26 protein-coding genes are annotated in these 25171 nt (G+C 52.0%); 5 read left to right on the plus strand and 21 right to left on the minus strand.

Going from position 1 to position 25171, the window contains the following annotated elements; all coding sequences use genetic code 11:
* Positions 1–106 precede the first annotated feature (106 nt).
* From JFN90_RS01495 to JFN90_RS01560, 14 genes are all read right to left on the minus strand, one after another.
* The gene (locus tag JFN90_RS01495; RefSeq protein WP_199393331.1) at positions 107–757 is read right to left on the minus strand and encodes an NAD(P)-dependent oxidoreductase; all 651 of its coding nucleotides are present in this window, start codon (positions 755–757) and stop codon (positions 107–109) included.
* A gap of 70 nt (positions 758–827) precedes the next feature.
* Entirely contained in the window at positions 828–1670 is an 843-nt protein-coding gene (locus tag JFN90_RS01500) for an MBL fold metallo-hydrolase (RefSeq protein ID WP_199393332.1), read from the minus strand.
* 98 nt (positions 1671–1768) lie between these two features.
* Entirely contained in the window at positions 1769–2131 is a 363-nt protein-coding gene (locus tag JFN90_RS01505) for a hypothetical protein (RefSeq protein WP_199393333.1), read from the minus strand.
* 12 nt (positions 2132–2143) lie between these two features.
* The gene (locus JFN90_RS01510; RefSeq protein ID WP_199393334.1) at positions 2144–2593 is read right to left on the minus strand and encodes a CGGC domain-containing protein; all 450 of its coding nucleotides are present in this window, start codon (positions 2591–2593) and stop codon (positions 2144–2146) included.
* Between the two features lie 18 nt (positions 2594–2611).
* Complete coding sequence (locus JFN90_RS01515; RefSeq protein WP_199393335.1) at positions 2612–3064, minus strand: PaaI family thioesterase; 453 nt, start codon at positions 3062–3064, stop codon at positions 2612–2614.
* Between the two features lie 159 nt (positions 3065–3223).
* Positions 3224–4339 (minus strand): NADH:flavin oxidoreductase, encoded by a 1116-nt coding sequence (locus tag JFN90_RS01520; protein ID WP_199393336.1) that lies wholly within the window; start codon positions 4337–4339, stop codon positions 3224–3226.
* Positions 4340–4584: 245 nt separating this feature from the next.
* Complete coding sequence (locus JFN90_RS01525; RefSeq protein WP_199393337.1) at positions 4585–5535, minus strand: epoxyqueuosine reductase; 951 nt, start codon at positions 5533–5535, stop codon at positions 4585–4587.
* 193 nt (positions 5536–5728) lie between these two features.
* Positions 5729–6316, minus strand: a complete 588-nt coding sequence (locus tag JFN90_RS01530) for a TetR/AcrR family transcriptional regulator (protein ID WP_236018792.1) — start codon at positions 6314–6316, stop codon at positions 5729–5731.
* Between the two features lie 569 nt (positions 6317–6885).
* Positions 6886–8289 (minus strand): NAD(P)-binding domain-containing protein, encoded by a 1404-nt coding sequence (locus JFN90_RS22670; protein ID WP_199393338.1) that lies wholly within the window; start codon positions 8287–8289, stop codon positions 6886–6888.
* 62 nt (positions 8290–8351) lie between these two features.
* A complete protein-coding gene (locus tag JFN90_RS01540; RefSeq protein WP_199393339.1) occupies positions 8352–9083 on the minus strand; it encodes a type 1 glutamine amidotransferase domain-containing protein in 732 nt (243 codons plus the stop codon).
* 23 nt (positions 9084–9106) lie between these two features.
* On the minus strand, positions 9107–9742 hold the full coding sequence (locus JFN90_RS01545) for a flavodoxin family protein (protein ID WP_199393340.1): 636 nt from the start codon (positions 9740–9742) through the stop codon (positions 9107–9109).
* A gap of 65 nt (positions 9743–9807) precedes the next feature.
* On the minus strand, positions 9808–10392 hold the full coding sequence (locus tag JFN90_RS01550; RefSeq protein WP_199393341.1) for a TetR/AcrR family transcriptional regulator: 585 nt from the start codon (positions 10390–10392) through the stop codon (positions 9808–9810).
* A gap of 260 nt (positions 10393–10652) precedes the next feature.
* Positions 10653–10967, minus strand: coding sequence for a hypothetical protein (locus tag JFN90_RS01555; RefSeq protein ID WP_199393342.1), 315 nt, complete (start codon positions 10965–10967; stop codon positions 10653–10655).
* A 766-nt stretch (positions 10968–11733) separates the two neighbouring features.
* Positions 11734–12675: a hypothetical protein gene (locus JFN90_RS01560; protein WP_199393343.1), complete on the minus strand. Its 942-nt coding sequence runs from the start codon at positions 12673–12675 to the stop codon at positions 11734–11736.
* Between the two features lie 204 nt (positions 12676–12879).
* Here JFN90_RS01560 and JFN90_RS01565 point away from each other — a divergent pair, with 204 nt between their 5' ends.
* From JFN90_RS01565 to JFN90_RS01585, 5 genes are all read left to right on the plus strand, one after another.
* The gene (locus tag JFN90_RS01565; RefSeq protein ID WP_199393344.1) at positions 12880–13350 is read left to right on the plus strand and encodes a hypothetical protein; all 471 of its coding nucleotides are present in this window, start codon (positions 12880–12882) and stop codon (positions 13348–13350) included.
* Between the two features lie 166 nt (positions 13351–13516).
* Positions 13517–14287 carry a TnsA endonuclease N-terminal domain-containing protein gene (locus JFN90_RS01570; RefSeq protein WP_199393345.1) on the plus strand — a complete coding sequence of 257 codons (771 nt, stop codon included), beginning with the start codon at positions 13517–13519 and terminating at the stop codon, positions 14285–14287.
* 14 nt (positions 14288–14301) lie between these two features.
* Complete coding sequence (locus JFN90_RS01575; protein ID WP_199393346.1) at positions 14302–16449, plus strand: hypothetical protein; 2148 nt, start codon at positions 14302–14304, stop codon at positions 16447–16449.
* The gene (locus tag JFN90_RS01580; protein WP_199393347.1) at positions 16446–17822 is read left to right on the plus strand and encodes an AAA family ATPase; all 1377 of its coding nucleotides are present in this window, start codon (positions 16446–16448) and stop codon (positions 17820–17822) included. Before JFN90_RS01575 ends, JFN90_RS01580 begins: the two co-directional genes overlap by 4 nt.
* On the plus strand, positions 17815–19413 hold the full coding sequence (locus JFN90_RS01585; RefSeq protein ID WP_199393348.1) for a TnsD family Tn7-like transposition protein: 1599 nt from the start codon (positions 17815–17817) through the stop codon (positions 19411–19413). Before JFN90_RS01580 ends, JFN90_RS01585 begins: the two co-directional genes overlap by 8 nt.
* Positions 19414–20076: 663 nt before the next feature.
* Here JFN90_RS01585 and JFN90_RS22585 read toward each other — a convergent pair.
* The 7 genes from JFN90_RS22585 to JFN90_RS01615 form a co-directional block, all read right to left on the minus strand.
* The gene (locus JFN90_RS22585; protein ID WP_407931909.1) at positions 20077–20499 is read right to left on the minus strand and encodes a DUF6527 family protein; all 423 of its coding nucleotides are present in this window, start codon (positions 20497–20499) and stop codon (positions 20077–20079) included.
* Positions 20486–21943 carry a HesA/MoeB/ThiF family protein gene (locus JFN90_RS01590; RefSeq protein WP_199393349.1) on the minus strand — a complete coding sequence of 486 codons (1458 nt, stop codon included), beginning with the start codon at positions 21941–21943 and terminating at the stop codon, positions 20486–20488. Before JFN90_RS01590 ends, JFN90_RS22585 begins: the two co-directional genes overlap by 14 nt.
* Complete coding sequence (locus tag JFN90_RS01595; protein ID WP_199393350.1) at positions 21940–22347, minus strand: E2/UBC family protein; 408 nt, start codon at positions 22345–22347, stop codon at positions 21940–21942. Before JFN90_RS01595 ends, JFN90_RS01590 begins: the two co-directional genes overlap by 4 nt.
* Positions 22347–22586, minus strand: coding sequence for a multiubiquitin domain-containing protein (locus JFN90_RS01600; protein ID WP_199393351.1), 240 nt, complete (start codon positions 22584–22586; stop codon positions 22347–22349). The genes JFN90_RS01595 and JFN90_RS01600 overlap by 1 nt, the downstream gene beginning before the upstream one ends.
* A gap of 89 nt (positions 22587–22675) precedes the next feature.
* Positions 22676–22924, minus strand: coding sequence for a WYL domain-containing protein (locus JFN90_RS01605; RefSeq protein WP_199393352.1), 249 nt, complete (start codon positions 22922–22924; stop codon positions 22676–22678).
* Positions 22925–22997: 73 nt separating this feature from the next.
* The gene (locus JFN90_RS01610; protein ID WP_199393353.1) at positions 22998–23582 is read right to left on the minus strand and encodes a hypothetical protein; all 585 of its coding nucleotides are present in this window, start codon (positions 23580–23582) and stop codon (positions 22998–23000) included.
* Positions 23572–24456, minus strand: coding sequence for an ATP-binding protein (locus tag JFN90_RS01615; protein ID WP_199393354.1), 885 nt, complete (start codon positions 24454–24456; stop codon positions 23572–23574). The genes JFN90_RS01610 and JFN90_RS01615 overlap by 11 nt, the downstream gene beginning before the upstream one ends.
* Positions 24457–25171: the final 715 nt, after the last annotated feature.

The raw sequence follows: 25171 nt of genomic DNA on the forward strand, positions 1-25171 counted from the left end.
ACTCGAACTCGGCCAATGGGGCAAAGAGCGGTCATAGCGTTGTCTGGCGGACAACGCTATGACCGCTTGCCCAGACGGCCAAAGCGTTTTTTCAGGCCTTCGTGGCCTAGTACCCGATGGTAAACCGTGACCGCTCGTGTGCCGGCTTTTCAAGCTCGTCGACCAGAGCGACAGCGTAGTCCTCGAAAGAGACCCAGCTCTTGCCCTGCTCATCGGTGATAAGGCTGTCGCCGCCCAACCGGAACTTGCCGGTGCGTACACCGGGCTCAATCAACATGGGCGGACTGAAATAGGTCCAGTTGATGTCGGACGACCTCAAGGCAGCGAACGCCTTCATATGCGAGGTCGCTATCGGAATCAACATCTCCGGCCAGTGTCCAGAGTCGCGCACAATCACACCGGGTGAGAATTCGAGCGAGCCGCACCCGCCCACCATGATCAAGCGCGGAACGCCGGCCTTGCGGACGGCTGTGATCTCCCGCTCCGTAACGCTTGCCAGCTGATCCGTGTAGGTCACGTCGGAGAAAAAGCGGGGATCATCCTTCGGTGGACCAAAGGCGCTGACCACGGCATCCGCCCCAGCGATGATCTCAGCAATGCGGTCCGCGCTGCTCAGGTCATCGCCAACACGGTTGATGCTGTTGGGGAGTTTATCGGGGGTACGTGCAACAGCTGTGACTTGGTGCCCGCGGCTGATGAGTTCGCTGAGGATGGTACGACCTGCCTGCCCGGTTGCTGCTAAGACAACGACTTTCATGATAGATACTCCTTTCTTGGTTGGTGCTTCCTTGATGGTGAAATCTCTTCGATCGTCCGAAGAGCCGGTTTTATGGGGCCCGCAGGCCGAACATCAGCCACGCCTGGTGGCTGACAAAGTCGGGGTACAGTTCGGTCATGGCATCGAAGAGTTCGCGGTCACTGGTTGCCGACTTCTGGAGCCGGCCGAAATCGGTGAGGTAGCGCTTCGACTTCTCGATGGCCGCCGGTGTGTCGGGAGCGCCCGGCTTCTTATGGCCAGCGACGGCGATCTTCGGATTCAGCGCCGCGAGGCGGTCCAACGCAGCGATCCAGTTCTCGCGGCTCTCCGGCGTGGTGTCGCCAACGTACATGTGGCACTCGTTGTAGAGGACGTCGCCGCCGACGACGAGGTCGATCGATGGCACGTGCAGCGATGTGCTGTCGACGGCGTCGGTGCGGCCCTGCTCGATGATGCGCAGTTCGTGTCCTTCGAGGGTGAAGACATCGCTGTCGTATGCCTCGGGCAAGGTGATTGCGGCCGGCAGTTGCCCGGGCCACCACTTCCGGAATAACGGCATCATCGGTACATCCCCGCGCATCAGCTCTACCGATTTGGGTGTGGCGATGGCCCGCGCCTCCGGGAAGCGTTGCAGCAGCACCCTAAGCCCGGCGTAGTGGTCGATATGGCCGTGGGTGATGTAGATCGTGGTTAGGTTGCGGTGATGCAGGGCAACCCAGTTCGCCAGAGCTTCTGCTTCTGCGACGGTGGCGAGCGTGTCGACGAGGACGGCGTCGTTCTCACCGAAAATCAGCGTCGAGGTCATCGGATCAAAAGCCATCGGCGGTCCGAATGGCCGCGGCCGCTCACCCACCAGGGCCTTCTCAGGCGCAGTGAACACATTGACACCAAGTGTAGATGACAGGCTAGACATGACTATTCTCCTTTCGTTTGTTTATATGCTGCGATAGCGACGGGGCTTGGACCTCGACGTCAATTCGCAGGAACGACACTACCCCTAATACTGTTTATTCAGCCAACTAAAGGAAAACTCCAAAAAGCCACCACACTACCGGCCTTCTCCTTCTTGAACATTATCATTGGCGAGAGCATGTAGATAGCACCGTCCGGCAAGGGTAAGTTCAGTACTAAACCTTTGTGGATCATGCTTTGAAGCGTCCTTTTCAACTCATCTTCTGCAAATCCTGTACTGCTGACGATCTGCTCCAGTTTCATAGGTGCAATAGCAAACTTGCTGCCCACCATGGCCTCGCTCTCGGTGTAGAGATGGCGGAGTATTTCCATCAGCTCCTCGTTGATTGATGTCTCAACCAGATTCGCCTTCAACCGTTCGGCAAGTAACCTGTAAGCTGCTTCGTTAGCATCCTGTTCCATGGTCAGCAATGCTCATGACTGCTTCATGCGAAGTTCAAACAGATCAGCCATCGAGGTACCCTGTTGACAGAGAGCGTTTTTTACAAAGGCATCAAGGTCAGCAGCTTGCTTTTCGTCGGAGACCTCGTGGGTTCCGCTGATAAACTCGATGCTCGGAAATTCGGATTGCAAAATACTCCGGTATTTGTTTTTGAACGGGCAATTGCGCTCAAGGCAATATGCAAAGTGAATAGCCTCTACTCCGCTCGCCGCAAGGGTTCTGACCCGTTTCAGGATCTTCTCCGGCGCCCTTAGGGTAGGGCAGCCGGAGCAGCTGATGATTCCCGCTATCTGGGCTCCTCCACGCTCTGCGTAGCGGGCAAACTTCCCCTTGTTGGCGTAGCTGTCCTCAAGGCAACCTGCTGAGCTGCAAGCCAGATCGTTGGTCATGTTGGCACAGGTGATAATTCCGATTCTTACCATGGTAGTTTCTCCTTTTGGTTATCGCGCTGCGGTCTGTTTGCGACGAAATATCATGCAGGTGGCTGTGGCGTGAGCGTAAAGCGTACCGTCCTTATCTCTGAGCGCTCCCTCCGACACTCCAAGAGAGTTTGAAATGTGAATGACCTTCCCTTCAGCGATGAGGGGGGTATTTCGAGGAACAGGCTTTAGCATTTTGACAGTCAGGTCAACAGTTCCGTATCCCACTCCTTCTTCAAGAACAGTGTGAACTGCGCAGCCTGTAACCGAGTCCAGTACCGTGGCCGCAAATCCACCATGCACCCCTCCCAGTGGATTAAGGTGACGGTCATCCGCTGTGGCCTCAAAAACTACCTTTCCGCGTTCTGCGGTTATCCCTTTCATGGGTATTGTTGTGGCCATCGAAGCAGGAGGAATTTCTTCCGCGATCATTGCCTTCATTAATTCGAGACCAGACATTGTTCCAATCGACATACTCACTCCTCTTGTGATTTGCGGCTGTAATGTCAAAAGATGGCTTCCCAAACCCCTCCTCCAGCGGCCCCTTTAATCAAGCAGAACTACTGTACTAGATCTGTTGATTTGCCATCGTCCAAGCCCCCATTACTCAACCGCCCATGCCGGCCGGCAGGGTCACAGAACACATTGCAATCCATTACCCTCCCGGGCCGGCCTGATACATCCATTGCAGGATATGCAGAGAGAAGGTTTAGTGTAACCGGCCTTCCACCGCCCTATTAGGTCCTGCTCGCAAACGAGGGGACGGCACAGGGATATGAAGTCGGCGATGCCATCACGCATAATACTTCCAGCCGCCTCCAAGGATCTGATCCCGCCCACCAGCAACAGAGGGATTCCGATCCGTTGCTTGTAACGAGCCGCAGCTTTGCGGTAGTAGGACTCACTCTCCAGCGACTTGGCAACTCCCGTTCTGAAGCTCCTATACTTTCCGGGGGGAGTACCGCCACTCATCTCGATAGCGTCAACACCTGCCTTCTCCAGCATGGCACATACCTTCAGACTCTCATCAGCCGTGAGGCCATTCTCTACGAAGTCCTCGGAATTGATTTTCACCAAGACCGGATAGTCTTTGCCAACCTCCTTCCTCACGGCCTGAACGACTTCGAGCAGTAATCGAGCGCGGTTCTCCAGGCTGCCGCCGTACTGGTCAGTCCGCTGGTTGAAGAAAGGAGACAGAAATTGGGAAAGGAGATATCCGTGTGCCGCATGAAGTTGCACCCCATCAAAGCCTGCTCTTTTTCCCCTTGCTGCAGCCTGACTGAATGCAGCAATTATCCGGTCAATTTCCGTCAAGGTCATTTCCCGGCAACGAGGAAAGAGATCGGACACATTTTCGGAAGGGCCTGATGGCACCGCGCCGGTTAAGACGGTGCGGGCATAGCAGCCCGCATGCGCCAACTGCAGAAACACCTTACCGTGCGCATCGTGTACAGCCTGTGCCATATTCGAAAGCCCAGGCATGAACCCGTCGTCTGAGGCGCTCAACTGCCAGGCAACAGCCCTACCGTCCAAGGTCACACTGGCCATACCGGTTATTAACAAGCCGACACCCCCGTGTGCCCGTCCCACAAGCATGCCGACATTTTTCGGTGTGCAAAATCCGTCATCATCTGCAAATCCATCCCAGGTCGCGGAATACACAAACCTGTTGGGGATCGGCACTCCGCCAATCTTCACTTCCTGGAAAAGCTCCTGGTTTGCCGCTCTACCGTGCTCTGATGCTGACATATCCTCACCTCATCAAGTTCTGGATTTCTTGCCATGGTTACTACCGAGTACCATTCGGAACTGAATTCCCCCTCATCGCCCTGCCACCCAAAGAACCATGATTTACTTAGACTGGTCTGTTTATATGTTCATAAAAGAATTGCATAAGGCTCTTCTACGCCATCTGAGTGGCTTGCAACGTAAGGTCCGCCAGCCGATCTAGAACCTTGGCGTAGCCGAGAAGGCCTTTATCCGCGGCCCATGACCTATGTAGTTTCTGCCCGAGCCCGCCGTCCCGGTATGCCAGCAGCACATGGGACTCCGGTATGACAGAGGCCACATCCTGCATAATCACCGATGTAACCGGGCCCGTGTTCGCCGTCCAGCCAGGGTTTCTGCTGAACAAAAAGGACATGATGGCATTTCGCCTTATCGTGCCCTTCTTTGGTAATTGCGTCACCTGGACATCGGGCGATGCAGGCTCCGCATTCGCCGTTTGCGTAAAATGTGCAATTTGCCAGGTGATGTGCGTAAGGTCGTGGAGTAGGTTCCAAGTCCATGTTGATCACAAAACTGCTGCAACGCACCCCGATACCTTTTGGCGTAATAAGCCCATCATTAAGGCTGAAGGTTCCCAAACCAGTTGCATAAGCCATGTGCCTATGGGACCAGTAAGAGGCAAGGGGGTCGGGCGGAAGAACTATACGGAAAAAGGGCGTCTGATCCGGAGCAACCGCTTCTACCCCAACCCTTTCGAGCGAGGCGATGACATGTTTTACGAGTTCATGGTTGAAATCTTGTCCCTCCCAGCGGGTATGGTTCCAACGCAGGGCCGGCCCATGCTTTTCCAGGGCATTCTCCCTCATCGTTTCCCTATTGTACGGTAGGGCAAAGGCAACCACAGTGACCCTCTCTACCACAGGAGTGTCAACCTTGCGTACCTCTGTTAGATACCTTTCCAAGATCTCGCGAGGCATGAAGTGGTCCTTATGTACCACCTCCTTATACGTTTCAAAGATAGGGTCGTCGCCGTTCGCATAACCGATTATGGGAGGCTCGAAGATGGGCGCCCCGCCGAAGTGTTCCAGTTTATTGGACGGGCTAGTCGCGGCATAGTCCAGAATCGTCCTCTCGATAAACCCTTTAGGGTCCCTATCGAATTCCTCTCGTTTTTCAGTATCTACTGGCTGTCTTGCTGGCTGTTGATCAAAATTCATGGCTGCCTTTCCTTTCTTCGCCTCAACAAGGTTTCCCCTGGCGAGTGCTTAACTGGTAGCGCTGTAAGTTGCCCTCAACGCTTCTGCCATTCCAAGAGAACATAGGTCTCGTTTTGGTTAGACCGGTCTACGTAATTAAGCGTTATAAAAATTGAGGGCGCTGAAGAAGCCTGCCAACAGCTCCGCTATCCCTCTAGGCCAAGAATATGTCGAAATAGAGATGGATAAAGTTCTTCAGCGGTTCGATCGACTTCTTTACCTTTGCTCGCAAAAGAGCACCTTCGTAGGAAGCCACGATATTCTCCGCGAGCACCAAGGGTTCGACATTGCTGTGGAGAGTTCCTTCCTCACGGGCTTCTTCGAAGAGGGCGGCAAGGGAACGAATCCACTGCTGGAGAGCATCCTCCAGACGCTGCCTGAGCACCTCACTCTGATCGGACATCTCCAATCCCAGGTTGCCGACCAGGCACCCTTTTGAACAGTTATTACTTTCAAACCGGCCAATAAGGGCTTCGAAAGATTTCCTTATGCGCTCAAGGGGAGGCAGCGAGGTGTCTTCCATGAGCGGCCGTCGTAGCGCGGCCATCTCGGAAAGGAAGAGGTCAATGACTGCGAGCCCGAATTCCTCCTTGCTGGGGAAGAAGTTGTAGAAAGACCCCTTAGGCACGTTTGCCTGCTTTAGGATAGCCTCTACTCCAGTACCGTTGAATCCTCTGGTAGAGATGATGTCGAGCCCTGCCTGAACGATTTCGTCTTTGTTATGTGTCCGTCGCATGGTCATAACATAGACCGGTCGGTTTAAGCTGTCAAGTCTTTTTTAGGACTCTCGCAGTGAATAACTTTTGTATGGCGGCAGGGTTGAAGCTGAACATGATGCTGCCTGCGTCCGCCGTGGAGGTCGGAGATCACTGTACTGCGTGCTGGGACGTGCCACGTGCCGGCATCACGCCGGGGATGAGCCCCTAGCCGTGTTCGTCAACGACACCTTGGCGATAGCCTAGCCGAAAGCGGAAGAGCTATTTATGGCTGTTGATGGGACCGCCTGCCGGAAGAAAGGGGGGGCGGATCCGCGTATAAAGGACGAGGCCCCTGAGAGAACTCAGGGGCCTCGTATAGAAGCATGCGTTTCCGAAAGGCTTATCTCATGGAGCTTGGATTGTCATCGTAATTGACGAGGTCCACTGCTACCACCACCTTACAACATGAACAGTCGTGTCGGAACCGCATGGTAGGTGAGTGGGAAGTCGGCGGGAGTTGATTCCGCCTCCTACTCGATTGTTTCAGTGGGTGAAGTAGACCGGGGCACAGTAGAAGTGGCGCGGCTGGCAGAATTCTCCCCACCAGCTATGATCAAGCCGACGCGTTTGCCAACCCATCGATCCACTCTTGGTGTGCATTGAGCATGGGATTTGGCTTTGTCCGGGCCAGATCCTGAGCCGGCTTGCCGATCTGTGTTTCCTGTGTCAATATCCTAACCCGGCCTCCAGGAAGGTCCTCGAACAGCCAGGCATGGTGCACGTCTAACCTCGTCTCGGCATCCCCCTCCACCCAGCCATGCCAGGCCACTCGCGCAGGCTTGCCTGCAGCGGGCGGCTCGTACTCTGTGACTTCCGCCTCAACAGGGAAACCGAAGGTGGTGAAACGGAAACGCGCACCCTGGCTCAGTTCGGGGCCTGTGCCATCGTGAAAGCGGATCTCCGAGGCGTTGCTGTAGTAGGCCGGCCAAGCCGAGGTGTTGTTGAGGAATGGCCAGACTTCGGCCGCAGTTAGGCCAGCCACGATGATCTCATTTGAAACATAGTTGTCGGTTGTGCCCGGCAGGTACTGTTCGGGCCAGATGATATCGCTCATTTCATACTCTCCTTCTTGGTGAACATATTTGACTTCGCTTTGCTCTCTTAGCTCTTGGTAAACTGCCGCCATATCCAATGCGGCCTTGCCGTGTTCTTTCGCACTACGATAGGTCGTATCGGCTGCTTCGGCTAACGGCAAAATCGTCCCCAGGCGGTTGGCCTGCGCCTTGACTAGCCCCAAATCCTTGGACATCAACCCGACCACGAAGGCAGCCGGAAAATTATCGTTGACGTACATATCCTTTTTCATCTGAAAGAAGGGGCTGTTCAGGGCTGATTTTGAAATCAGTTCCAGGAATTTCTCCTTAGCAACACCCGATTTTTCCGCGAGCAGCACGGCCTCACCAATCCCCTGCCCCATGATACCCAAGAGGAGATTGATCGCCAATTTTGCCGAACTCCCCGTTCCGGTTGCTCCGAAGCGGATGGTTTCCTTGCCGAGAATGTCGAAATAGGCTTGGGCAGCCTCAATGGCGATCTCCTGTCCTCCGGCCAGTATGACCAATTGCCCCGCCTTTGCCGCGCCCACTGAGCCGGAAACCGGCGCATCCACGTACCGCCCGCCTCCCTCGGACACAAGTCTCGCGAACTCAACGGCATCTTCAGGTGCAATGGTGCTCATGTTCACGATCACCTTGCCTGGGGTCACCGCCTCAAGCACACCATCGGCCTGGGTTAATACGGAGCGTATCGCGTGTGAGTCGGACAGCATAATGAACACGATGTCCGATTGTTCAACGATTTCCCTTGGCGAGTTGAGTTCCGCAGCGCCGGCCTCTTTCAGGGTCGTCGCCTTGTCGCGAGAGCGGTTGTAGGTGCTTACCCTGTGCCCTGCCTGTAGCAAGTTCGTGGCCATGGGAACTCCCATGTGTCCAAGCCCGATCCATCCTAATGCCTTCATCGTGTTGTCTCCTTTGCCCGCTTACTGTTTCGCAGTGAGCGCACGGTGATATTTCCTGATGGCTACTTGAGCAGTTTAATGACCGCCTTCGCCACACCTTCACTGGAAGCCGGGTTTTGTCCGGTCACCATTCTCCCATCCACCTCGACATGGGCGCCCCATTTCTCTCCCGCTATAAAATTTGCCCGCTCTTCTCTCAGTCTTGTTTCGAGCAGGAAAGGCATTTCCTTGTCAAGATGTAAGGCCTTTTCTTCGGCATCGGTGAAGGCGGTGACCGTCAAGCCTGCAACCAGCGGTGATCCATCCGCTTTCTTTGCTCCCACAAAGCCTGCGGGACCATGGCAGACAGCAGCAATGACCTTGTTGGCCTTGGCGAATTGGTCCAGGAGGCCCTTGAGATTGTTATCTGCTGGCAAGTCGAACATGGCACCATGCCCGCCGGGAAGAAAGATGGCGTCATACTTCGTCGAGTCCACCTTGGCCAGTGGTGCTGTCGCTTTCAGGATGCTGATAACTTTCGACCACTGCCGTCCCTTAATCTTGTCCTCCATGCTTCGTGGGTCAATCGGCGCCTCCCCCCCCTTAATACTGGCTACCGTAACTTCCAACCCTGCTTCCTTGAATGCCAGGTAGGGGACAGCAAACTCCTCAAGCCATAATCCTGTCGGCTTTCCTTCCCGAATTTGATTGGCGCTTGTGACAACCATCAGGATCTGCTTCGATTCTGCAAAAACGCGCCCGGGCAGGACAACTGCAGCTAGAAGGAGAAGAATCCATAAAACTGTCTTTTTCACTTCGAACTCCTTTCAATATGTTTTCAGTGGATGAAGTTGAAAAAGGTTTTGGCTTCCCGTTCCGGCGGAGTAATGGCCTCTTTGCCATGTTCCGCGAGTTTCATCAGCCAGGCCATGTTCTTCCCCAGGACCCGCATGATCTGAACACCCTCAGTGTCCTGGCTCACCTCTCCCGGAATTCGGCCATGAATCACGTTCCAGTAGTTTGAAGCCGGAATCAGCATTTCTGCGTAATTCAGAAAGTTATTCAGCTGGTCAAACGTCGGCAGGCCGCCGGACCTCCGCACCGCAACTACTGCGGTTCCGACCTTGTGGCGCAGCATGCTATCGTTGACACTGGTAACGAAGAAGGCACGATCCAGGAACGCTTTCATCGTCCCGCCGATGGCGGAGAAATGCACCGGGGAGCCCAGGATGACGCCATCCGCCTGCTTCATCTTCTGAATCCATTCGTTGACCTCATCACCAGGCAGTACGCACTGCTCATTCTTTTTCTTCACGCACTGGTAGCAGGCAGCGCAGCCTCTGATGGTCTTGTTGCCGACATGCACGATCTCGGTCTCTATCCCCTCCTTTTCAAGTTCCGCTGTTACCATCTTCAGCGCTTGCCAAGTATTGCCTTCTTTGTTGGGGCTGCCGTTAAACGCCACTACTTTCATAATTTCTCCTTTGTTGTGGATAGCCCACTAATAGACCGGTCGTCTAGTAAATGGCCAAAAAAATTTTAGCTGCGCAGCACTGTGGCAAAAAGGGTGTCGATGAAATCCCTTAGAGGCTGAGGCGACTTCATCACCTTGGCCCGGAGGATCGCCCCCTCCCATCCCGAGAGAATGAACCCGCCAATGACGGCGGGATCAGCGTCTTGCGCCAATTCGCCAACCTGCTGCGCCTCATGTAGACAGGCGGCAAAACGCTGCTTCCATGAACGGAAAATTTCATCGAGGCGGGTACGGAAGCGCTCGTTCTGATCGGCCAATTCCTGACCAAGGTTGCCGATTAGACACCCTTTGGAGCACTGATTCTGGGTAAGGTTTGCTAGCCCGTGCTCCAGATAATTGCGGATGCGATTCCGGGGAGTTACGTCCTCATCGTTCAGAAAGGTGTCGAGTTTCTGGTCGTAGCGCTCGGCAAAACGGTCGATCACTGCCAAGCCGAATTCTTCCTTGCTACTGAAGTAGTGATAGAACGACCCTTTCGGCACTCCGACCTGCTTCAAAACCGCGTCAATACCCGTGGCGTTGTAACCATGAAGGGCAATCAAGCCTGTTCCAACGGAAATGATTTCTTCTTTCGTGTTCTTCTTGTCCATAGCGGTTAAAATAGACCGGTCGTCTACAGAGTGTCAACTGTTTTTTTACGTCTCAAGGCCGGGGGAGCGTTTGGACGGGCAAGGGTGGGTGGGCACTGACGATGGAGCGACAAAAGGGTGAGTCGGCAAGGTGGGATGACCATTGGCCTCGTGCGAGGACGTATGGGGTAATCACCTACATGCGCGATCAGCGCCCCTGTATCAGAATCCAGATGATAAATCCCATCTACTATCCGAAAGATAAGATTGGCTGAGTTCACTTAAAGACCGAAGACCGGGCGTGGCACTGTGGAGATCGCCCGGATACGCTGAACATCATTGAGCCAGCGACCGCACCGCTTCAGGTGGTCAGCGCCACACTTTGGAAGTAGGCCCGAATCAATCACGACGCCATCGATCTCGAGGACGAGCTCACCTCCGGTTACAGGCAGCAATGTGGGCGCGTGTTCCATGAAAAGCAGGGATGCACGCAGGTTCCTTACGTTTGTCTCGATCCATTCCGTCATGAGAGTGAGGCGCGGACCATCGGCGGGCTTCGTTTCGCCTGGATAGTTTTCGCCGTAGATGCTGATCATTACAGCCCCTTCTCCGTGTTTCTGGATTGTGCAGATCGACAAGCTCTTTCACCAAAGCCCTCTCGTGGATACGATCTTTTTCTAAGGTTTCGTAGTCTCCGTTCTCTCCTCATCATCGATCAACGAGAAAAGCTCGGCATGGGTAGAGACCTCCCGCCGCCGCTTTTTTTCGCGAATGCGTCCAGAAGACCCAAAAGCGCTCTTCGTCTTGATCGTGCCCCGACGGGGCCAGTGAGCATGAAAGTTCGGCCAGAGATGTAGCCATGCCGCGTGAGCGGGTGCTTACTCTGCACCTGCCTTGTCGTAGGACGAAGATATATCACGAATAACAGAGATATTATTAGCCGCCTGTCATATCCGCCACACATAGTCGCCATCGGGGGCATACCCAAAAGGCCCCAACAGCCTATAAACTCAGCCAGATTTAGTTATGCACTGCCCAACCGATTCATCAAATCCAACAATCGCGTACTGACTCGTCCTTCACCATCGTCCTTGTTATACCCGATCAGGTACCTTTCACTTCTTTTCGGGCCATCGGCAATCTCCACGACTCTCCATCGGGAAAGATTTATTGACGGCTGCACTGTTACGCCTGGCGTTTGCCAGATTCCCCCAAGACACGCGTTGAAGATCTCTGCTGATTTAGGCATGGCTTTCTCCTCAGGTACGGTGTCCATCTGCTGTTATAAGAACTCTACCAGGTAGCCCTGCCTCATCAGTATCCCACCATGATTGCCGCGCTGGGTTCATCTGGATAGTGGTTTCAACTGCGAGGCCTGTTCATGCTACTCCGAAAATCCTGAACAGCGGCGAACATCTGGCGCCAGTCTGGTGCTGGATCACCCATCGGATTCAAGAGGATTTCTAGATCTTCGGCGCCATCAGACAATCGTGTCCTTTCGTCGCCCCAAGGTAGCGTAGCGACACCAACCGATAAACGATTCAATTCTCGCATGATCATGCAGAAATCCCTTATCCGTTGCTCCCCGACATTAGAAGCGAAGATTACCCAGTATCTGGTAAAGAATCCAGAATAGGACAAAACACGTTGCAGGAGCCGGTCTAAGTTGACAGATTGGTCAGGGATACGCGTCAGGAAGAAATCGAAGCCGAGGACCGGTGTAAAACTGTTGGTTCTGGATCTATATCCGACTACGCTGATCGGAGGAAACCTCAAAGGTTTCTGAGATAAATCGAAAGGTTCCTCGAATAGCTTGGATGCAGAAGCCTGCAAAGCCGTTAAGGCAGCAGCTTCAAAATCTTTTACCTCAAACCGTGCAATCTGATGCGCTGAGGCAACATCGGTCTTGTCGGCAACGGTGAACTCATATTTTTCTCGCAGCTTTCTGATTGTCATCCTGCCTGCCACAACTTCCAACAGCATCTGGATCCCCTGCTCAGGATCGACTTGGTGCAGTCGTTTTACGACCTCAAGGGTTGTAAACGGAAGAAAGTTCGGATCGATACCGCTCAGTTCGGGAAGAAGATCCTTAACAGCATCAAAAAAATCCCTTACGACGATCATTCTATTTAAGGTGTTCGGACTGTACCCGGACGCTTCTGAAGCGTCTCGTAGCCGCCGAGCGGGATGAGCAGTGCGAACCGCCGCTTCCTTAACTCCTTTAACGATACCGGCCACGGAATACCAGTTGTTTTTGAGCTTCTGGAGAGCACGAAGCTCATCGAAGAGATCCTGGTAGCTCATGATAATCTCCTTTGATTGTGTTGTGGCACTAAGGTGCGACAAATTTTTCTTGACGAGGTTCTTTTGGTTGCGATAAAATAATGGCACTTGAGTGCTACGTGGACCCTGGTGCTACAAATCTTAGCGCTGGTGGGCATCAAAGTCAAGGTAAGGAAGATAGCAACAATCGACGGCTGATTACCGCAACGAAAGGGAGGGGACGGGATGATCGGGATTCAAGGGAAAATAACCGGAAACCTTGTGCCGCATGCTCTATCTGGGCATTGGCACATGATCCTGCCGAGCACCGATGCAGTGCAGGCTCGAAAAGCAGCGATGGCGAATCGTCGCAATACCCACACGTTTCACAGCGCCAAATGTAACCGTGCCGTCATGGTAAACACGCTGCTTGAGCGTGACCGGGCATTCATGCTTGAGGCCGATCCCGACGTTATCCTGTACGAGGAGGCGCCATTTCTCCTTCAGTGCGACGTCCAGAATGGAACAGAGTCCATTATCCCTTCCTTCATCGTCCTCCGAATTGGTGGACGGCTGGTTGTGGAAGACGTGGTTACACGGGCCATCGCTGAGCACCCCCGTCAGTCAAAGCGCATCGTGATGGAAAAGATGGTACTTGAGCGGTACGGCTATGAATTCTTGCTGGTGACTGAAGTCGATATTTCCCCTAGACAATGAAATAGAGTCCGCCTCAGCGCCCACAAAAGAAGCAAATTCAGTGGGAATGGACCTGCTTCCGGTTCCGCTCGACGCTGACGGTTCAACGAAGGAGGCAAGATGGAAAAGCGGAACCATATTGGAGTAAAAGATGGGTTGTAGAAATAGAAGACCGCCGGTTGAGCTTGTGAAGAAGTGGATAGCCCAGGGTTATGGGCAAGGGGAAGGTGCGGCCTACCGTCCGTTTTTTCACGTCCGTGATGTCCCTTCGAAGGGAAGATCGGCGATAGTCGAAGGGCTCAAGACGGGCCGAGTTCACCATTACCTGTCCGATATAGAATACCACCACCACATTCTGGCGGAATTCTCCACCAATGTGGTAGATATCCGCGAGCAATATGCGCTGCTGCCGTGGGAGGAAACGCAGGAGATTGCTAGGGATCTCGAAATTGCGCACCCGATGTACCCCAGCACGAAGACCCCGTTGGTAATGACTTCGGATCTTGTGCTGACCTTGAAGAATAATGGGTTGGCAGTAATCTCGGTGAAGTACTCGACCGATGTCGAAGGCGCGGATGGCAACCAGGAAAGGACGTTGGAAAAATTGCGCATCGAGCAAGAGTATTGGAAACGGCGCGGAGTCCCGTGGGTGTTGTCGACGGAAAAAGACATCTGTGTGTTGCGGGCAAAAAATCTGGCCATACTCCGAACGGCGATGGTCTCGTGCGAGATCGATTCGGTAATGGCACACCTGCGCGAGTTTGTGGTCATCTTTCAGAAGAAATGGGAGCCTCACAAAACCTTGAGCTGTATTCTCCTCGAAACCGGGGAAACATTGGGTCTGTCCCTGGATGTCGCCTTCTGTCTTTTCGGTCGAGCCGTCTGGCTGCGCCGACTACCCGTGGACCTCGACGTCCGAATTGATCACTTTGTCCCGGTGAATCTCGTCTGGAATTGAAGAGGGAGCCCTGAATGCCTGACAGGAACGCAGTATTTTTGATCTCAGCAAAGTGGGTAGGACGTCCCTTTGTTGGGCTCGGCAGATTTCTTGCTGTTGACGGCGAAGAAGCGGCTGCTTTGATTGCAATTCCAGAGAAGCTTGAAAAATCAGATAAAGCGAAACCTGCTGCCCTTCGTGGCCCTGTCAAAGTCTCCTTGACAGAATTCCTTCTTCAGATTGAGCAAGGTAATGTCACTCCTGCCCAATACACTCTATCACGTCTGGTTGCCGACGGCCTGTCCGAAGCGGAGAGCAGAGAATACGAAAAAAACAAAGTAATCATTTACTCAATGGACCTTGACGATTCCATCCTGTTCAGCGCTTCGGCGATGGCGGACCTTTTAAGGAAGGCGAGCGAAATGCACAAGGTGTCAGATAGGAAAATTAGGAGATTGTTGTACGCGTACTACGTTGGTGGCCAGACAGATCTTGCACTCATCCCTCAATTCAATAAACGAGGAGGTCCAGGACAGGAGCAGGAGGAGGGGACTGCCAAGCGAGGCCGGCGCGGGACGAGCAAGGTACTCAAAGGGAGGAATATCCCGTTGCCCGAGGTCAGGAAAAACCTACGGGACGGAGTTGAAAAGCATTATCTCCCCGGAAAAAACACGTTTTATGAGGCGCTTGCAGAAACTCTAAAGGAACACTTTCACCGCAAAGGTGCAGACCTGAAAGCAAAAAATCTCGACGACATTTTGCTGCCAAAGGAATGTCTACCGACAAAATGGCAGTTTCTCTACATGATCCGGATTGTCGAGAAGGAAAAGGGGAAACGGATCGCCATTCCAGGGAGGATGCGCCAACCGGACGAGTCTGTAGAGAAAAGGGGGCGGGCAACTGACGGCGTCCTCGGCCCGGGCCATCGTTTTGAAATCGATGCCACAAAACTGCAGGTACAGTTGGTGTCAAGGTGGTCAAGAACAGAATTGGTAGGCAATGCGGTACTGTATATAGTGGTCGATGTATGGTCGAGCGCAATAGTCGGATATTATTTCTCCCTCGAAAATGCGAGTTGGAGGGTGGCTGCCTCGGCGCTGGCAAACACTTTCAGCGGGAAAGGACAGATTTTCGAAAGACTGGGCCTCGACTATGAAGAGAAAGACTGGCCATGCCACCATCTTCCGAGCATCTTGATGGGCGATAGGGCCGAGTTGCTGGCCGAAAACAGTATTGGTGTACCCAAAGCAGGGATAAAGGTAGAAATCGCAGCTCCTATGTGTCCAGAGATGAAGGGGACGGTAGAGAGCAAATTTGCTGAGATCAAGCGAGCCCATTACAGCCTTGCTGGTTCTTACGCGAAAGACAGAAAACGTAGAGAGAAGGATGGAAAGGACGACGCGGTTCTGACGATAGACGAAGCGGAGAGGATTCTGATTCAGGTGATTATCGCCATCAATAAACAGCCGGTTTCGCCAGAAAGAATTCCACCGGAGTTCTTTGAAAGCGGCGTTGAGGGCATCTCGCGGATAGGATTGTTCGCTTGGGGGCTGAAGAGCAAGCCGGGTCTGACACGAACCATGTCGGAAGACGATTATAAATATTACCTGCTTTCCCCCGGCACGGCGTCAACAGACCAAGAGGGGATAAAATTCAAAAGTCATGTTTTCAGGCCCACATGTTCGATGCTTGCGATCATATCCATGAAGACTAACAAGGTTCAGGTGCGGTACAACGAGCACAACGCTCAAATGATCTACTTTTTCAATTCTTTCTCAGCGGCATGGGAACAAGCGTTCAATATGAATCAAAACATAATGAGGAGGGCGCTGGCTTTTTACGAGTGGGACCTGTTCCGGAAAAATTATGAGACCTTGGAAGACGCGGTAAAAATGCAGAACGCCCACGAATTGGTGAGAAACAGGCAGGATAATAACGCAGTCATCCGCAAAGCGAAGAAAGAGAAGAAGGAGCAGGCAGCAGTGGCGAAAACAGGTAAGAGTCGTTATGCGATCAGGATACAAAAAGCAGACGAGAAAATCGCGCTCCGCCTAGAAGCCACCCACCAGCTTTTACCTATAACAACTCCTGAACCGATAACACCCAAAGAAGTTGAAAAAAAACCTATCGTGGCCACAAAATCGGTTCCAGCCTCAATAGCGGACCTCTGGGAGGAGGAATGAGCGAAGTGGTTTATACCCCGCATCCTTTGTCTGAATTTGCCGGCAACCCACTTGTCGAAGTGCTCAAACCCCTTCCGGCCGATTCGATTGATAAGGCAAAGTTGCTTATGCGGAAGCCGGATTTTGACGTACAAGAGTTGGACCTCGATAGTTCAATGCGGAGACTGTGTACCGCCAGGCTCAAAAGCTTTATGTTCCCGACGCACAAACATGTCCAAATATTCTCGAATATTCACAGTCTCATAGTCGGTGGATACAAAGACCGAAATCCCTTGACCGCACAAGGTCAGCAGTCCCTGTACCAACGCTCGACATCGCCATCGACTGTCACCTTCATCACTGGACTTTCAGGCATAGGCAAATCCGCAATGGTACGTTCGATAATGAGGGCCATCGGGACACAGGTTATAGATCACAGTGAATATAACGGCCGACCGTGTCCATATACACAAATTTTATACTTGATGCAAAACGTGCCGGTGAATTCGACGCCGAAAAACATGTGCATGACCCTCGGCAGCGAAATGGATAACCTCCTCCAGAAAGAGATAGTGGCTCCGATCTTCGCAAAGAATAAAACGCACACCGACTTCATCCTAGGACTCAAACGGTCGGTGAAACACCTGCGCCTCGGCGCGATAGTCATAGATGAACTCCAAAATGTGAACCTGAGAAAGGGCGCTAACAAGGAGGAATTCCTGGCCATGGTCAGTAATTTCCGAGATGAGCTAGGTGTGCCAATCATATTGATCGGGACAACGGCAGCCAAGAAAATTTTATTCGACAATAAGAATATCAGCGTTCTGAGACGGTTTTGCGACGGTGGTTTCGAGGAGCTTGCCCCACAAAAGTCTCACGAAGAAGAAGACTGGTACAAATTCTGTAAAGCAATGTGGCGTTACCAATGGGTAAAAGACCCCATAGAATTTTCTGATGATATGTGCAAGTTACTGTACACCCTGACACAAGGAGTCACGGGGATTCTTCTTACTCTTTTCATTAACTGTCAGATGGCGGCTATCGGAGGGGAAGAGCGCATTGACCAAGACCTGGTGGAGGATGTCTACCAGGAGCAAATGAAACCACTCCATGCGGCTCTGGATGCCTTACGGTCTAAAGATCCGGTACAGATTGCCAGATTCGACGATCTCTATTTTAGTGCAGCAAACGAAGTCACAAATTTTGCCGATTGTAGAATGGACGAAGTCCGCAAAGCCGAAGAACAAGCCGTTGCAGCAACCGCTGCTTCCGAGCAAACATCTTCCCCTGCGCGAAAGAAAAAGAGGTCCCCAGAAAAAGTTGCCGAGTTACGTCAGGAACTGATGAGCGATCAAGAGCAATACGTTAAAATGGACGATATTCTCAATGGATAGTCTCAGGGCCTGTCGTCATTTTCCATCGTTTCCGGTTCCCGCGGAGGGAGAAACCCTATTCTCCCTCTTTACGCGCTGCAAGGCGACGTCAGGCTTTCCCGCTGATGCAATCGTTCAAGATCTCACGGGACAGAGGCTGAAGTCGCGGCTCCTTGCAGCGCTGCCCGCCTACCTCCCGACAATGGCGGCGAATCTTCACAAAAAACATCCGTTTAGCGATCCACTAAATGTTATTAGGCAGCACAGCATGTTTCCCTACCTGGCCTACTTCATGCCAGCATCGAAACGGGCCGAGTTCGAAGCAAAAGTAGCCTCGACTGACGTGACCCAACCGATTGGGTTGGGTATGGGGCTTTCCAAATATCCTGTCAACATCATGGCCGCGCCGCGTTTTTGCCCCGCCTGCATTGAGGAAGGAATTAACGAGAACGGATTTCCGTATTTTCGTCGCGAGCACCAACTTCCTGGCGTTTATGTTTGTTGGAGGCACAGGCGGGTTCTTTACCACGGATGCAATCGGTGCGGCGAGTATCCGCTCCGAAATAACTCCCTGACACTTGCTGGAGAATGCAATTGTGATTCAGGTATAGAGCCTCTCCAAGCGGTCTCGATGGAAGGTCCTCCACCTCCTTCGCTCTTATGGTTAGCTGAGCAGAGTGCTCACCTTCTCACCTCTTTAGGCACACAAAGTGATCCGGTTGCTAAGCTCGGACGCAAGGCCGTGGCCGAGGCAACCAATAGACTTGGCACAGTCGATTACCGCAGTGTCGCAAACAAAATAATGGAGTTTTTTGGAGAAGATGCTCTTCGGTTGCTGAACATTGATGTGTTTACAAAGGGTGAGCCAGCTTCTTGGATTCGCAGGTTTTTTTATGGAGATCGCGGACAACGGCCGACAATACTTTACCTGCTCCTGGTGGGGGCTTATTTCAATTCTGTCAGGGAGTTTGAACTCCAGCGATCGGAAGAGATGGCCGAAAAGCGGTCCACGCCTCGAAAGGTAATCAATGCAAGTCAGCCCCTCAAGAAACATCGTGAAATCCTACAGAAGCTGGTCCGTGACAACAGTGACTTGTCACGCAGTGACTTTCAAAAATTAGCTCCAGGCTCTTACGATTACTTAATCAGACACGATAAGGAATTTTTCCAATCGCAAGTAAAGCGAGCAAGGGCGACAGGTGTGTCTCGCAGCAAAAGGGTGGATTGGGCTGCCCTAGACACGACAAAGGCTTTAGAGCTCGAAGTTTATTTTGCAAATGAATACAATAAGGGCCGAAAGCCTGTTTTCATCACTGCAAGTTCTGCCCTTCAGTCTTGCTCGATTTTTACGAAATATCGAGCCGATTCCTCACGCTTCCCGAAAGTAGGCGAAATTCTATCAAAAAAACTAGAGGACCGAGACAGCTTCCACAAACGGCGGTTATACTGGGCGATAAACGAGATGAAACGGACAGGAACACCAATATCAGCAAACAGACTACGCCGTGTAGCGGACTTAGAACTTAAAGTGCTGCATCGTAACCGAGAATTCATACTCTCAAGCGTCCACGAAATAGGCTGCGATGTCGACGATAGGTCGTTTCTGTGCTGAGTCATAAAATCGGTACCTGTTCTTCTGCTGTTATCTCGATTCTCTGCTGGCGCCGCGTCCTTCTAGGTGCATACCGTCTTCTACCTGGAAAGCCCATCTCGAAGATGCCTCGCTGAGAATCCTGCCAGTGGTGAGGCAGTCATTCCATGACTCAACAATCCAAGCCAACTTGAAAGGCGCCACCCGGGCCGTGAGGGCCTAGTCTTTTCTTCTGTACGGGGTGAGGGTCCTAAGATCGTGAAATAAGACAAATCTCTTCAGCTGATTAATCGAAGGACGATTGAGTCCTTCTTAAGTGATGGCGCGGTCCCAGATGGTGGCAGCCTCCTTGATCCCGCCGTTTCAGAAAAGGAGTAACCCCCGAACGGTCCAAATGCCTGGGTTTCGTAAGCGCCTGCCCGACAGTGATGCCGGAGCGGACCCTGCCGCCGCCATTTACCTGCTGCAGGAGGGCATCATGTCCCTGGCCCTCCCGGACAGTTTCTGGCCCCCGGCTGAGAGGGGCGTGTTCCTCGCCCTGATATGGTGAACACAGGAAGGGCATGACATCGGTCGTCACGCTCTGCAGGTCCATCACGAATAATTAGACGGGCTGTCATCCAGGACAGGGCGGGAAATAAAGTTGGTAAAAGTTGAGAGGATGCTTGACGGAGGTGAGATTCGTTAATGTCGTTTAGAGTAGTATTCAGGCTCGGCAACCCAAGGTGCAATCCCCGAGTTACTACACCAATGAACATAGCCGTCTTTGATCCAAAAGTGGCTGCAGCAACCAGTATTTCGCCAGATGGACGGATGCAGAGTGGGCCTGCCCGCACCTGTTATCGTTACCCTCCATCGCGGGTTGTGAATTTCTTGCAACGAGAGAGATATAACGCTGCCGCATCCACAAGGGCACCTGAATAATGCCCAATAAGGATGTTCCTGGTACACTACTGCAACAAAATCCTTCTCACCAATGGAGTCATTGGGCGGTGTTTTCTCCACGACTGTCAGTGAGGCGAAACGAAGCCCTGGCCGATCACCTTTCTGATTTTTCTTACTGCTGAAAATGTCACTTAACCGATTCCACCACTTACTTAGGGGCATAGATCTCACCTAGTCTGGGGATTTCTAAGCGGTACTTACCCTCCGGGCGTAGGAGCAAGTCGTGAGTCCGACAGTAGACGCAATCAGAATTGTCAACGGGTTGGTTACTGTGGATGGTCATATGCACAAAGTCGATCCAGATATTATCTTGACGTAGATCTGGTGATAGTTGCCGATAGGGTTTGATTAAGTCCATAAATGTTGCTACAGCGTTATCTGCTGTCGCACTTGTAAAAGGTCCCACGCCGGGAGCCTGTTCGCCGCCCCCTATCAGGTAGTAATCACGCTTCAGAGTTATCGGGTCAAGTTTCGCCAACTCTGGCCTTTTTTTCACAGCGTCTTCATATGCCAATTTTTCGTCTGTCACCACACGTTGGCAGCGAAGGCAAGCACCTGCTTCAGGTAAGATACAGCTAACCCGTCCTCGGTGATCACGCAAGAAAGGGGTTCCGTCTACTGATGTATCGACGCGACCGGTCAACCCGCAGTCTATTAGGAGTTGGGCGTGGTAGTAAAGGGCTTGGTTCATAAGGTTCCTGCCTGCGACATCGTCAGTACAACCGAAAATCACATCAGCAGTGGAAAGCGCGTCTAGGGCCTTTGCTGCATCCAGGAATTGATCAATTGCGGAAACGGAAACGTTCAGTTCCAAGCTGTCTATGAAAGTCTTTAGCAAAAGAGCTTTCTTTTTCCCTTCGTCAGCTGCTCGGTATCCACGGACCCGATTCAGGTTCGTTTTGTCGAGATCATCGCCATCAATGATGATCAGCTCTCCGACACCTGCACGTGCCAAAAGAGTTGCAACGGGGGAGCCTGTACCGCCAGCACCGACGACAGCCACGCGAAGAGATTGCAGTTTGGAATTGAAAGGTTTGCCAAATGCGGCCTCCTGACGTTTTAAGATTTCGTCAGGTTCGTCAGGCATAACGATTCCATGGAGTTCGATCTTGTCAGAAAGGACACAAATGTGGCGTGCCGAAATAACGTCCCGTGGGGGGAGACCTTGACGAACCCTTGCAAGCCAGTGGCCGTCGGATAACACCATCGCCACAAGAAATGAGCACGGGCCGTTACAGCCTGAAAGGCCCTGCAAAATATTCAGCTCGTTGATATCGTCTTTTGGAGAGAACCCCAACGCCGCAGGGGGATGTCCGTGAACAAAACCGAGCTCAAGATTCTCTTTCTCACACCGGAAAAAGACCTCTGGCAGGAGCCGCATATTAATGCGGAGTTGGGTCGGTGAGCTTTCGAGAACCCACTCTTCAGTCAGCGGAATTATGTCTACTGCTAAGAACCGATCAGAACCAGGCAGGTCTGCTACAGCTCGGCCTAGTTTACGAAAAAGAACGATGGCTCCGCGTTCGTGGCCATATGGGTGGCTGGAAAGCCATTGCCGAAGCTTCCGATCCTGACTGCCTAGTAACGTAATGCGTGGTTTGTTCATAGGTTTGCGTCCGGTTTTTTCAGTGCCCACTCGATTCGAGCCAGCACCTTCTCAATGTTATCCGTTTTTGGTTTCCAAGTTTCCGCCTTCCAGTGACGTGACCACCGACTGTATTGTTTGCCATTGAAAATCCGCGGATCACCACCCACATTAGGAATAGGCTTATTGTCAGCACGTCGAAATTCTGGATAGACCCAGAACATGTCACCACCACTTGTATTGTAATCGGACGGTACGATCCAAAGAATCTCTAGCAGATCGATAGGCTCGCTAGCAGAGTCGACATAGAAGCCAGGCGAGAGGGGGAAGTTTTTTATGACCAGGAAGCGATCAGCTTCCCCCTCTTCGTATAGAAGGCCAGATTCATTGAGGATGCGATAATCCTCGTCGTGAAGGAGCGCCATTACAGACCGCCTGCTTCAGAGCTGGACTCTTGGGAGTAGAACTTTTCGATGCCAGGATCAGACAGATCGAAAGACTCCCCGCTCTCGACAAGCCTTCCAGGCTTCCCTGCAACTTTCACGAACAGGTCCATAGTTTCTGGGATTCCAGGCCCAACTGCGCGTATTTCCTCTTCGGTGATCATCTGCCGGTCCCATTCATACGGTACGTTTTCGATCTTGAAATGATATTTTTTAGACATATTTTCTACCTCCGGTACCCGTAGGTGTTTTTATGCTGCTTGAGCGGTGAACGAGTTGATGGTTATCCAGCGACGGCATGATCAGGTGATCACACCTCCACTGGCCAACGCGGGATGAAGGACGTTTCGGTTTGCTGTACTGTGATAATCCTGCTGACAACGAAGCTCCTGATTCCCTGCTTGGCTATGTCGTAACAGTAAAACAGCTCATGCCCTCCCTTCATCCGATAACTGTACGGTTCTGCTTCTCTTGTCTCAATAGTCCCATCTTCCTCCCTAGCTGTGATGTTTATAGTTTTCAAATTACGTCCAGCTGATGCAATGGTTGATCTAATCATGTCTGTCCCTCCGTTGAACGGCAACCTTTTTATCTGATTCAGTGAACGAGCAAAACGAGACGGCAAATTTTTTTTACTTGATTCTATAATAGATAAATTCGATACCCCCTGATGGAGCAACTTCCTCCTTTCTCATGATGTAACCGCCTTCCCACAGTTGTTTCAGCTTTGTGCTTGCGTTCGTCAGCTTTAGGTTCAAAGCAACGGAAACTCCAGAGGCTGTGACTTCGGTTGTTGATAGAGCATAAACCAAAACATCCTCGCTACCCCGACTTGGCTTTGGTCCGGCTATCTGCCAGGAATCATCGTTCCAGATAAAAAGTGGTTGGTTTTTCCTTAAAGCTGCTGATTCGAGGTTTTCGATCATATCTGCGTCGAAGAGATCGTGAATGGCAAAACCCTTTTTGCCGCGATATCTGCAGGCGATTTCGACTATACTCTCGCGCGAAAAAGAAGCGTCTGTACGATTCACACCAGCAAAAGATATTTTGAAGATGTCAGAGCCCTGCTTTTGCGCAAAGGCCTGCAGGCGTGCACCGACCTCACGTCCCTGCATATTGCCCCATCCGTCAGGCCCGTTCATATACTCAGCAAGTCGGATTTCACAAAGGAGCTGGTTCATGGTCAACATTGAAGCAGAAATTAATTCATTCGTCAAGCGGGAAATCAAAAGAGATATGTGTTCCTCTAATAGGCAGAAGATGGCTGTAGCAATACGCGGTATTTGGGGTATAGCCGTTGCCGGAGGACGGCAGTAAGTTTACTCGGGAGGTAGAGAGGCGAACCTCAAGATTGCCATGGTACTGCACCGCTTTCTGTGCGCAGGTCGCCAACCCGCACCCACGGCCGCTATCTTCCCCGAATCTTGAGAGACCGTTTTCAAAAGCTTGTAATATGACATCGATGTCGGAGCACTTAGCATACTTCTTAGGTAGTTGTGGCCGCAGGGTCTCGAGTAAACCTTCGCCACTGTCAGATACGATTACCTTAACCCCGTTTTTGTAGGCTTGCAATGCTGCAAATGCTCTCAAGTCGGTAGAACTATGCTCAAAGACGTTGTCGATTAGCTCGCCAAATATCGTAAAAGAAGCCTTACTGAGCTTTTTGCACTTGTTTTCCAGTGCATCCGCTAATCTGGATGGAAGTTCGTCATAGTCAGCAAAATCTATTGCGGCTATCTCTACAACGCTAAGGTTAGACCGACCAAAAATCTTGGCTTTAGAAAAAGCTGGCCTGGCAGGAAGAACAGTGATGTTGGTATCAAGGTTGTCAAAAAAACCCATCCTGTCAAGATAGCCCATAACATTGGAATCTTGTGAAGTAAAGTCCAGGATAATGGCCTTTCCGTCATAGACCAGCTGATTTAACAGGCTAAGGAAGATAACTGCAGCATCAATGAGGATCTTGGTCCCAGGTGCGATATCGAATTTCAATCGTCTGCTATTGAGGATGGTAAAATGCGCCCTGGTGAAGATATCTTCAAGGCCGGCGCCGCTCACCCACACATCTTCGGGAAAAGAAATAATAGACATAGGTGCAGATGCTCCTCAGCCGTCCTAGGCACAATATGAGGCACCTGCGCCTGAGACAGCACCAGTCGTTATGAAATATGGCCGCCGCCGTTGCCAATGACACCGGTTATTGCACATAAAAATGTGGTAGTCAATCTGCTTAAATTTGGTTAATGGTTGAGCTCGTATATCTGAAATACCGAAATTCAGCGTTCTGACAGAGGCAGTATGGGAGAAGCATCCTTTAGCTCGTGATTGCAGAACCGGAACCGTATGTAGTAGTGATGGCCTTTATGCGGCATCTGCAATCTCAGTGTTTGTTGATGGGGTATGCCTGGCCAGTAGATGCGAGACTCGTTACCGCGTTATGGTCCGGAGGTGGACACTCTTTCAGCAATGCGACTGAGAGGAGTGTTCCGGTAAAGATCATCAGGGCCGATCATTATCAGGCAACCATTGAGCGGGAGCGGTTGGCGATGTGCCTCTTGCCGGTGCTGAAGTTGGCGCAAGGTTCATTCCCTGTTTGCGGCCTGCGTAGTCGAGAGGGGCGAGCGCCTTGATCGGCCCCTTGGTGGGAAACGTGCATTACCTTTGTCGTGCGAGGCGCTTTTCGCCAGCCCTCGGCGTGTGACAAAAGGTTTCGGAATATCGCGAACGGCGAATCCCGGCCAGGGGTGATTTGACACTAACTTTTACAATCCAATTTTGACACCAACTTTTACTATTAGTTCGCACC

The sequence above is a fragment of the Geomonas propionica genome (assembly GCF_016458235.1).
In the GTDB taxonomy this organism is placed as follows: domain Bacteria; phylum Desulfobacterota; class Desulfuromonadia; order Geobacterales; family Geobacteraceae; genus Geomonas; species Geomonas propionica.

What these genes read in the sequence shown, in the direction of transcription:
- JFN90_RS01510 (WP_199393334.1), bottom strand. Translation starts at nt 2,593, where the DNA reads ATGGTAAGAATCGGAATTATCACCTGTGCCAACATGACCAACGATCTG.
- JFN90_RS01600 (WP_199393351.1), bottom strand. Translation starts at nt 22,586, where the DNA reads ATGTCTAAAAAATATCATTTCAAGATCGAAAACGTACCGTATGAATGG.
- JFN90_RS01590 (WP_199393349.1), bottom strand. Translation starts at nt 21,943, where the DNA reads ATGAACAAACCACGCATTACGTTACTAGGCAGTCAGGATCGGAAGCTT.
- JFN90_RS01545 (WP_199393340.1), bottom strand. Translation starts at nt 9,742, where the DNA reads ATGAAAGTAGTGGCGTTTAACGGCAGCCCCAACAAAGAAGGCAATACT.
- JFN90_RS01560 (WP_199393343.1), bottom strand. Translation starts at nt 12,675, where the DNA reads ATGAGCTACCAGGATCTCTTCGATGAGCTTCGTGCTCTCCAGAAGCTC.
- JFN90_RS01565 (WP_199393344.1), top strand. Translation starts at nt 12,880, where the DNA reads ATGATCGGGATTCAAGGGAAAATAACCGGAAACCTTGTGCCGCATGCT.
- JFN90_RS01575 (WP_199393346.1), top strand. Translation starts at nt 14,302, where the DNA reads ATGCCTGACAGGAACGCAGTATTTTTGATCTCAGCAAAGTGGGTAGGA.
- JFN90_RS01530 (WP_236018792.1), bottom strand. Translation starts at nt 6,316, where the DNA reads ATGACCATGCGACGGACACATAACAAAGACGAAATCGTTCAGGCAGGG.
- JFN90_RS01515 (WP_199393335.1), bottom strand. Translation starts at nt 3,064, where the DNA reads ATGTCGATTGGAACAATGTCTGGTCTCGAATTAATGAAGGCAATGATC.
- JFN90_RS22585 (WP_407931909.1), bottom strand. Translation starts at nt 20,499, where the DNA reads ATGCCCCTAAGTAAGTGGTGGAATCGGTTAAGTGACATTTTCAGCAGT.
- JFN90_RS01520 (WP_199393336.1), bottom strand. Translation starts at nt 4,339, where the DNA reads ATGTCAGCATCAGAGCACGGTAGAGCGGCAAACCAGGAGCTTTTCCAG.
- JFN90_RS01495 (WP_199393331.1), bottom strand. Translation starts at nt 757, where the DNA reads ATGAAAGTCGTTGTCTTAGCAGCAACCGGGCAGGCAGGTCGTACCATC.
- JFN90_RS01595 (WP_199393350.1), bottom strand. Translation starts at nt 22,347, where the DNA reads ATGGCGCTCCTTCACGACGAGGATTATCGCATCCTCAATGAATCTGGC.
- JFN90_RS01605 (WP_199393352.1), bottom strand. Translation starts at nt 22,924, where the DNA reads ATGATTAGATCAACCATTGCATCAGCTGGACGTAATTTGAAAACTATA.
- JFN90_RS01525 (WP_199393337.1), bottom strand. Translation starts at nt 5,535, where the DNA reads ATGAATTTTGATCAACAGCCAGCAAGACAGCCAGTAGATACTGAAAAA.
- JFN90_RS01585 (WP_199393348.1), top strand. Translation starts at nt 17,815, where the DNA reads ATGGATAGTCTCAGGGCCTGTCGTCATTTTCCATCGTTTCCGGTTCCC.
- JFN90_RS22670 (WP_199393338.1), bottom strand. Translation starts at nt 8,289, where the DNA reads ATGAAGGCATTAGGATGGATCGGGCTTGGACACATGGGAGTTCCCATG.
- JFN90_RS01505 (WP_199393333.1), bottom strand. Translation starts at nt 2,131, where the DNA reads ATGGAACAGGATGCTAACGAAGCAGCTTACAGGTTACTTGCCGAACGG.
- JFN90_RS01615 (WP_199393354.1), bottom strand. Translation starts at nt 24,456, where the DNA reads ATGTCTATTATTTCTTTTCCCGAAGATGTGTGGGTGAGCGGCGCCGGC.
- JFN90_RS01500 (WP_199393332.1), bottom strand. Translation starts at nt 1,670, where the DNA reads ATGTCTAGCCTGTCATCTACACTTGGTGTCAATGTGTTCACTGCGCCT.
- JFN90_RS01580 (WP_199393347.1), top strand. Translation starts at nt 16,446, where the DNA reads ATGAGCGAAGTGGTTTATACCCCGCATCCTTTGTCTGAATTTGCCGGC.
- JFN90_RS01550 (WP_199393341.1), bottom strand. Translation starts at nt 10,392, where the DNA reads ATGGACAAGAAGAACACGAAAGAAGAAATCATTTCCGTTGGAACAGGC.
- JFN90_RS01555 (WP_199393342.1), bottom strand. Translation starts at nt 10,967, where the DNA reads ATGATCAGCATCTACGGCGAAAACTATCCAGGCGAAACGAAGCCCGCC.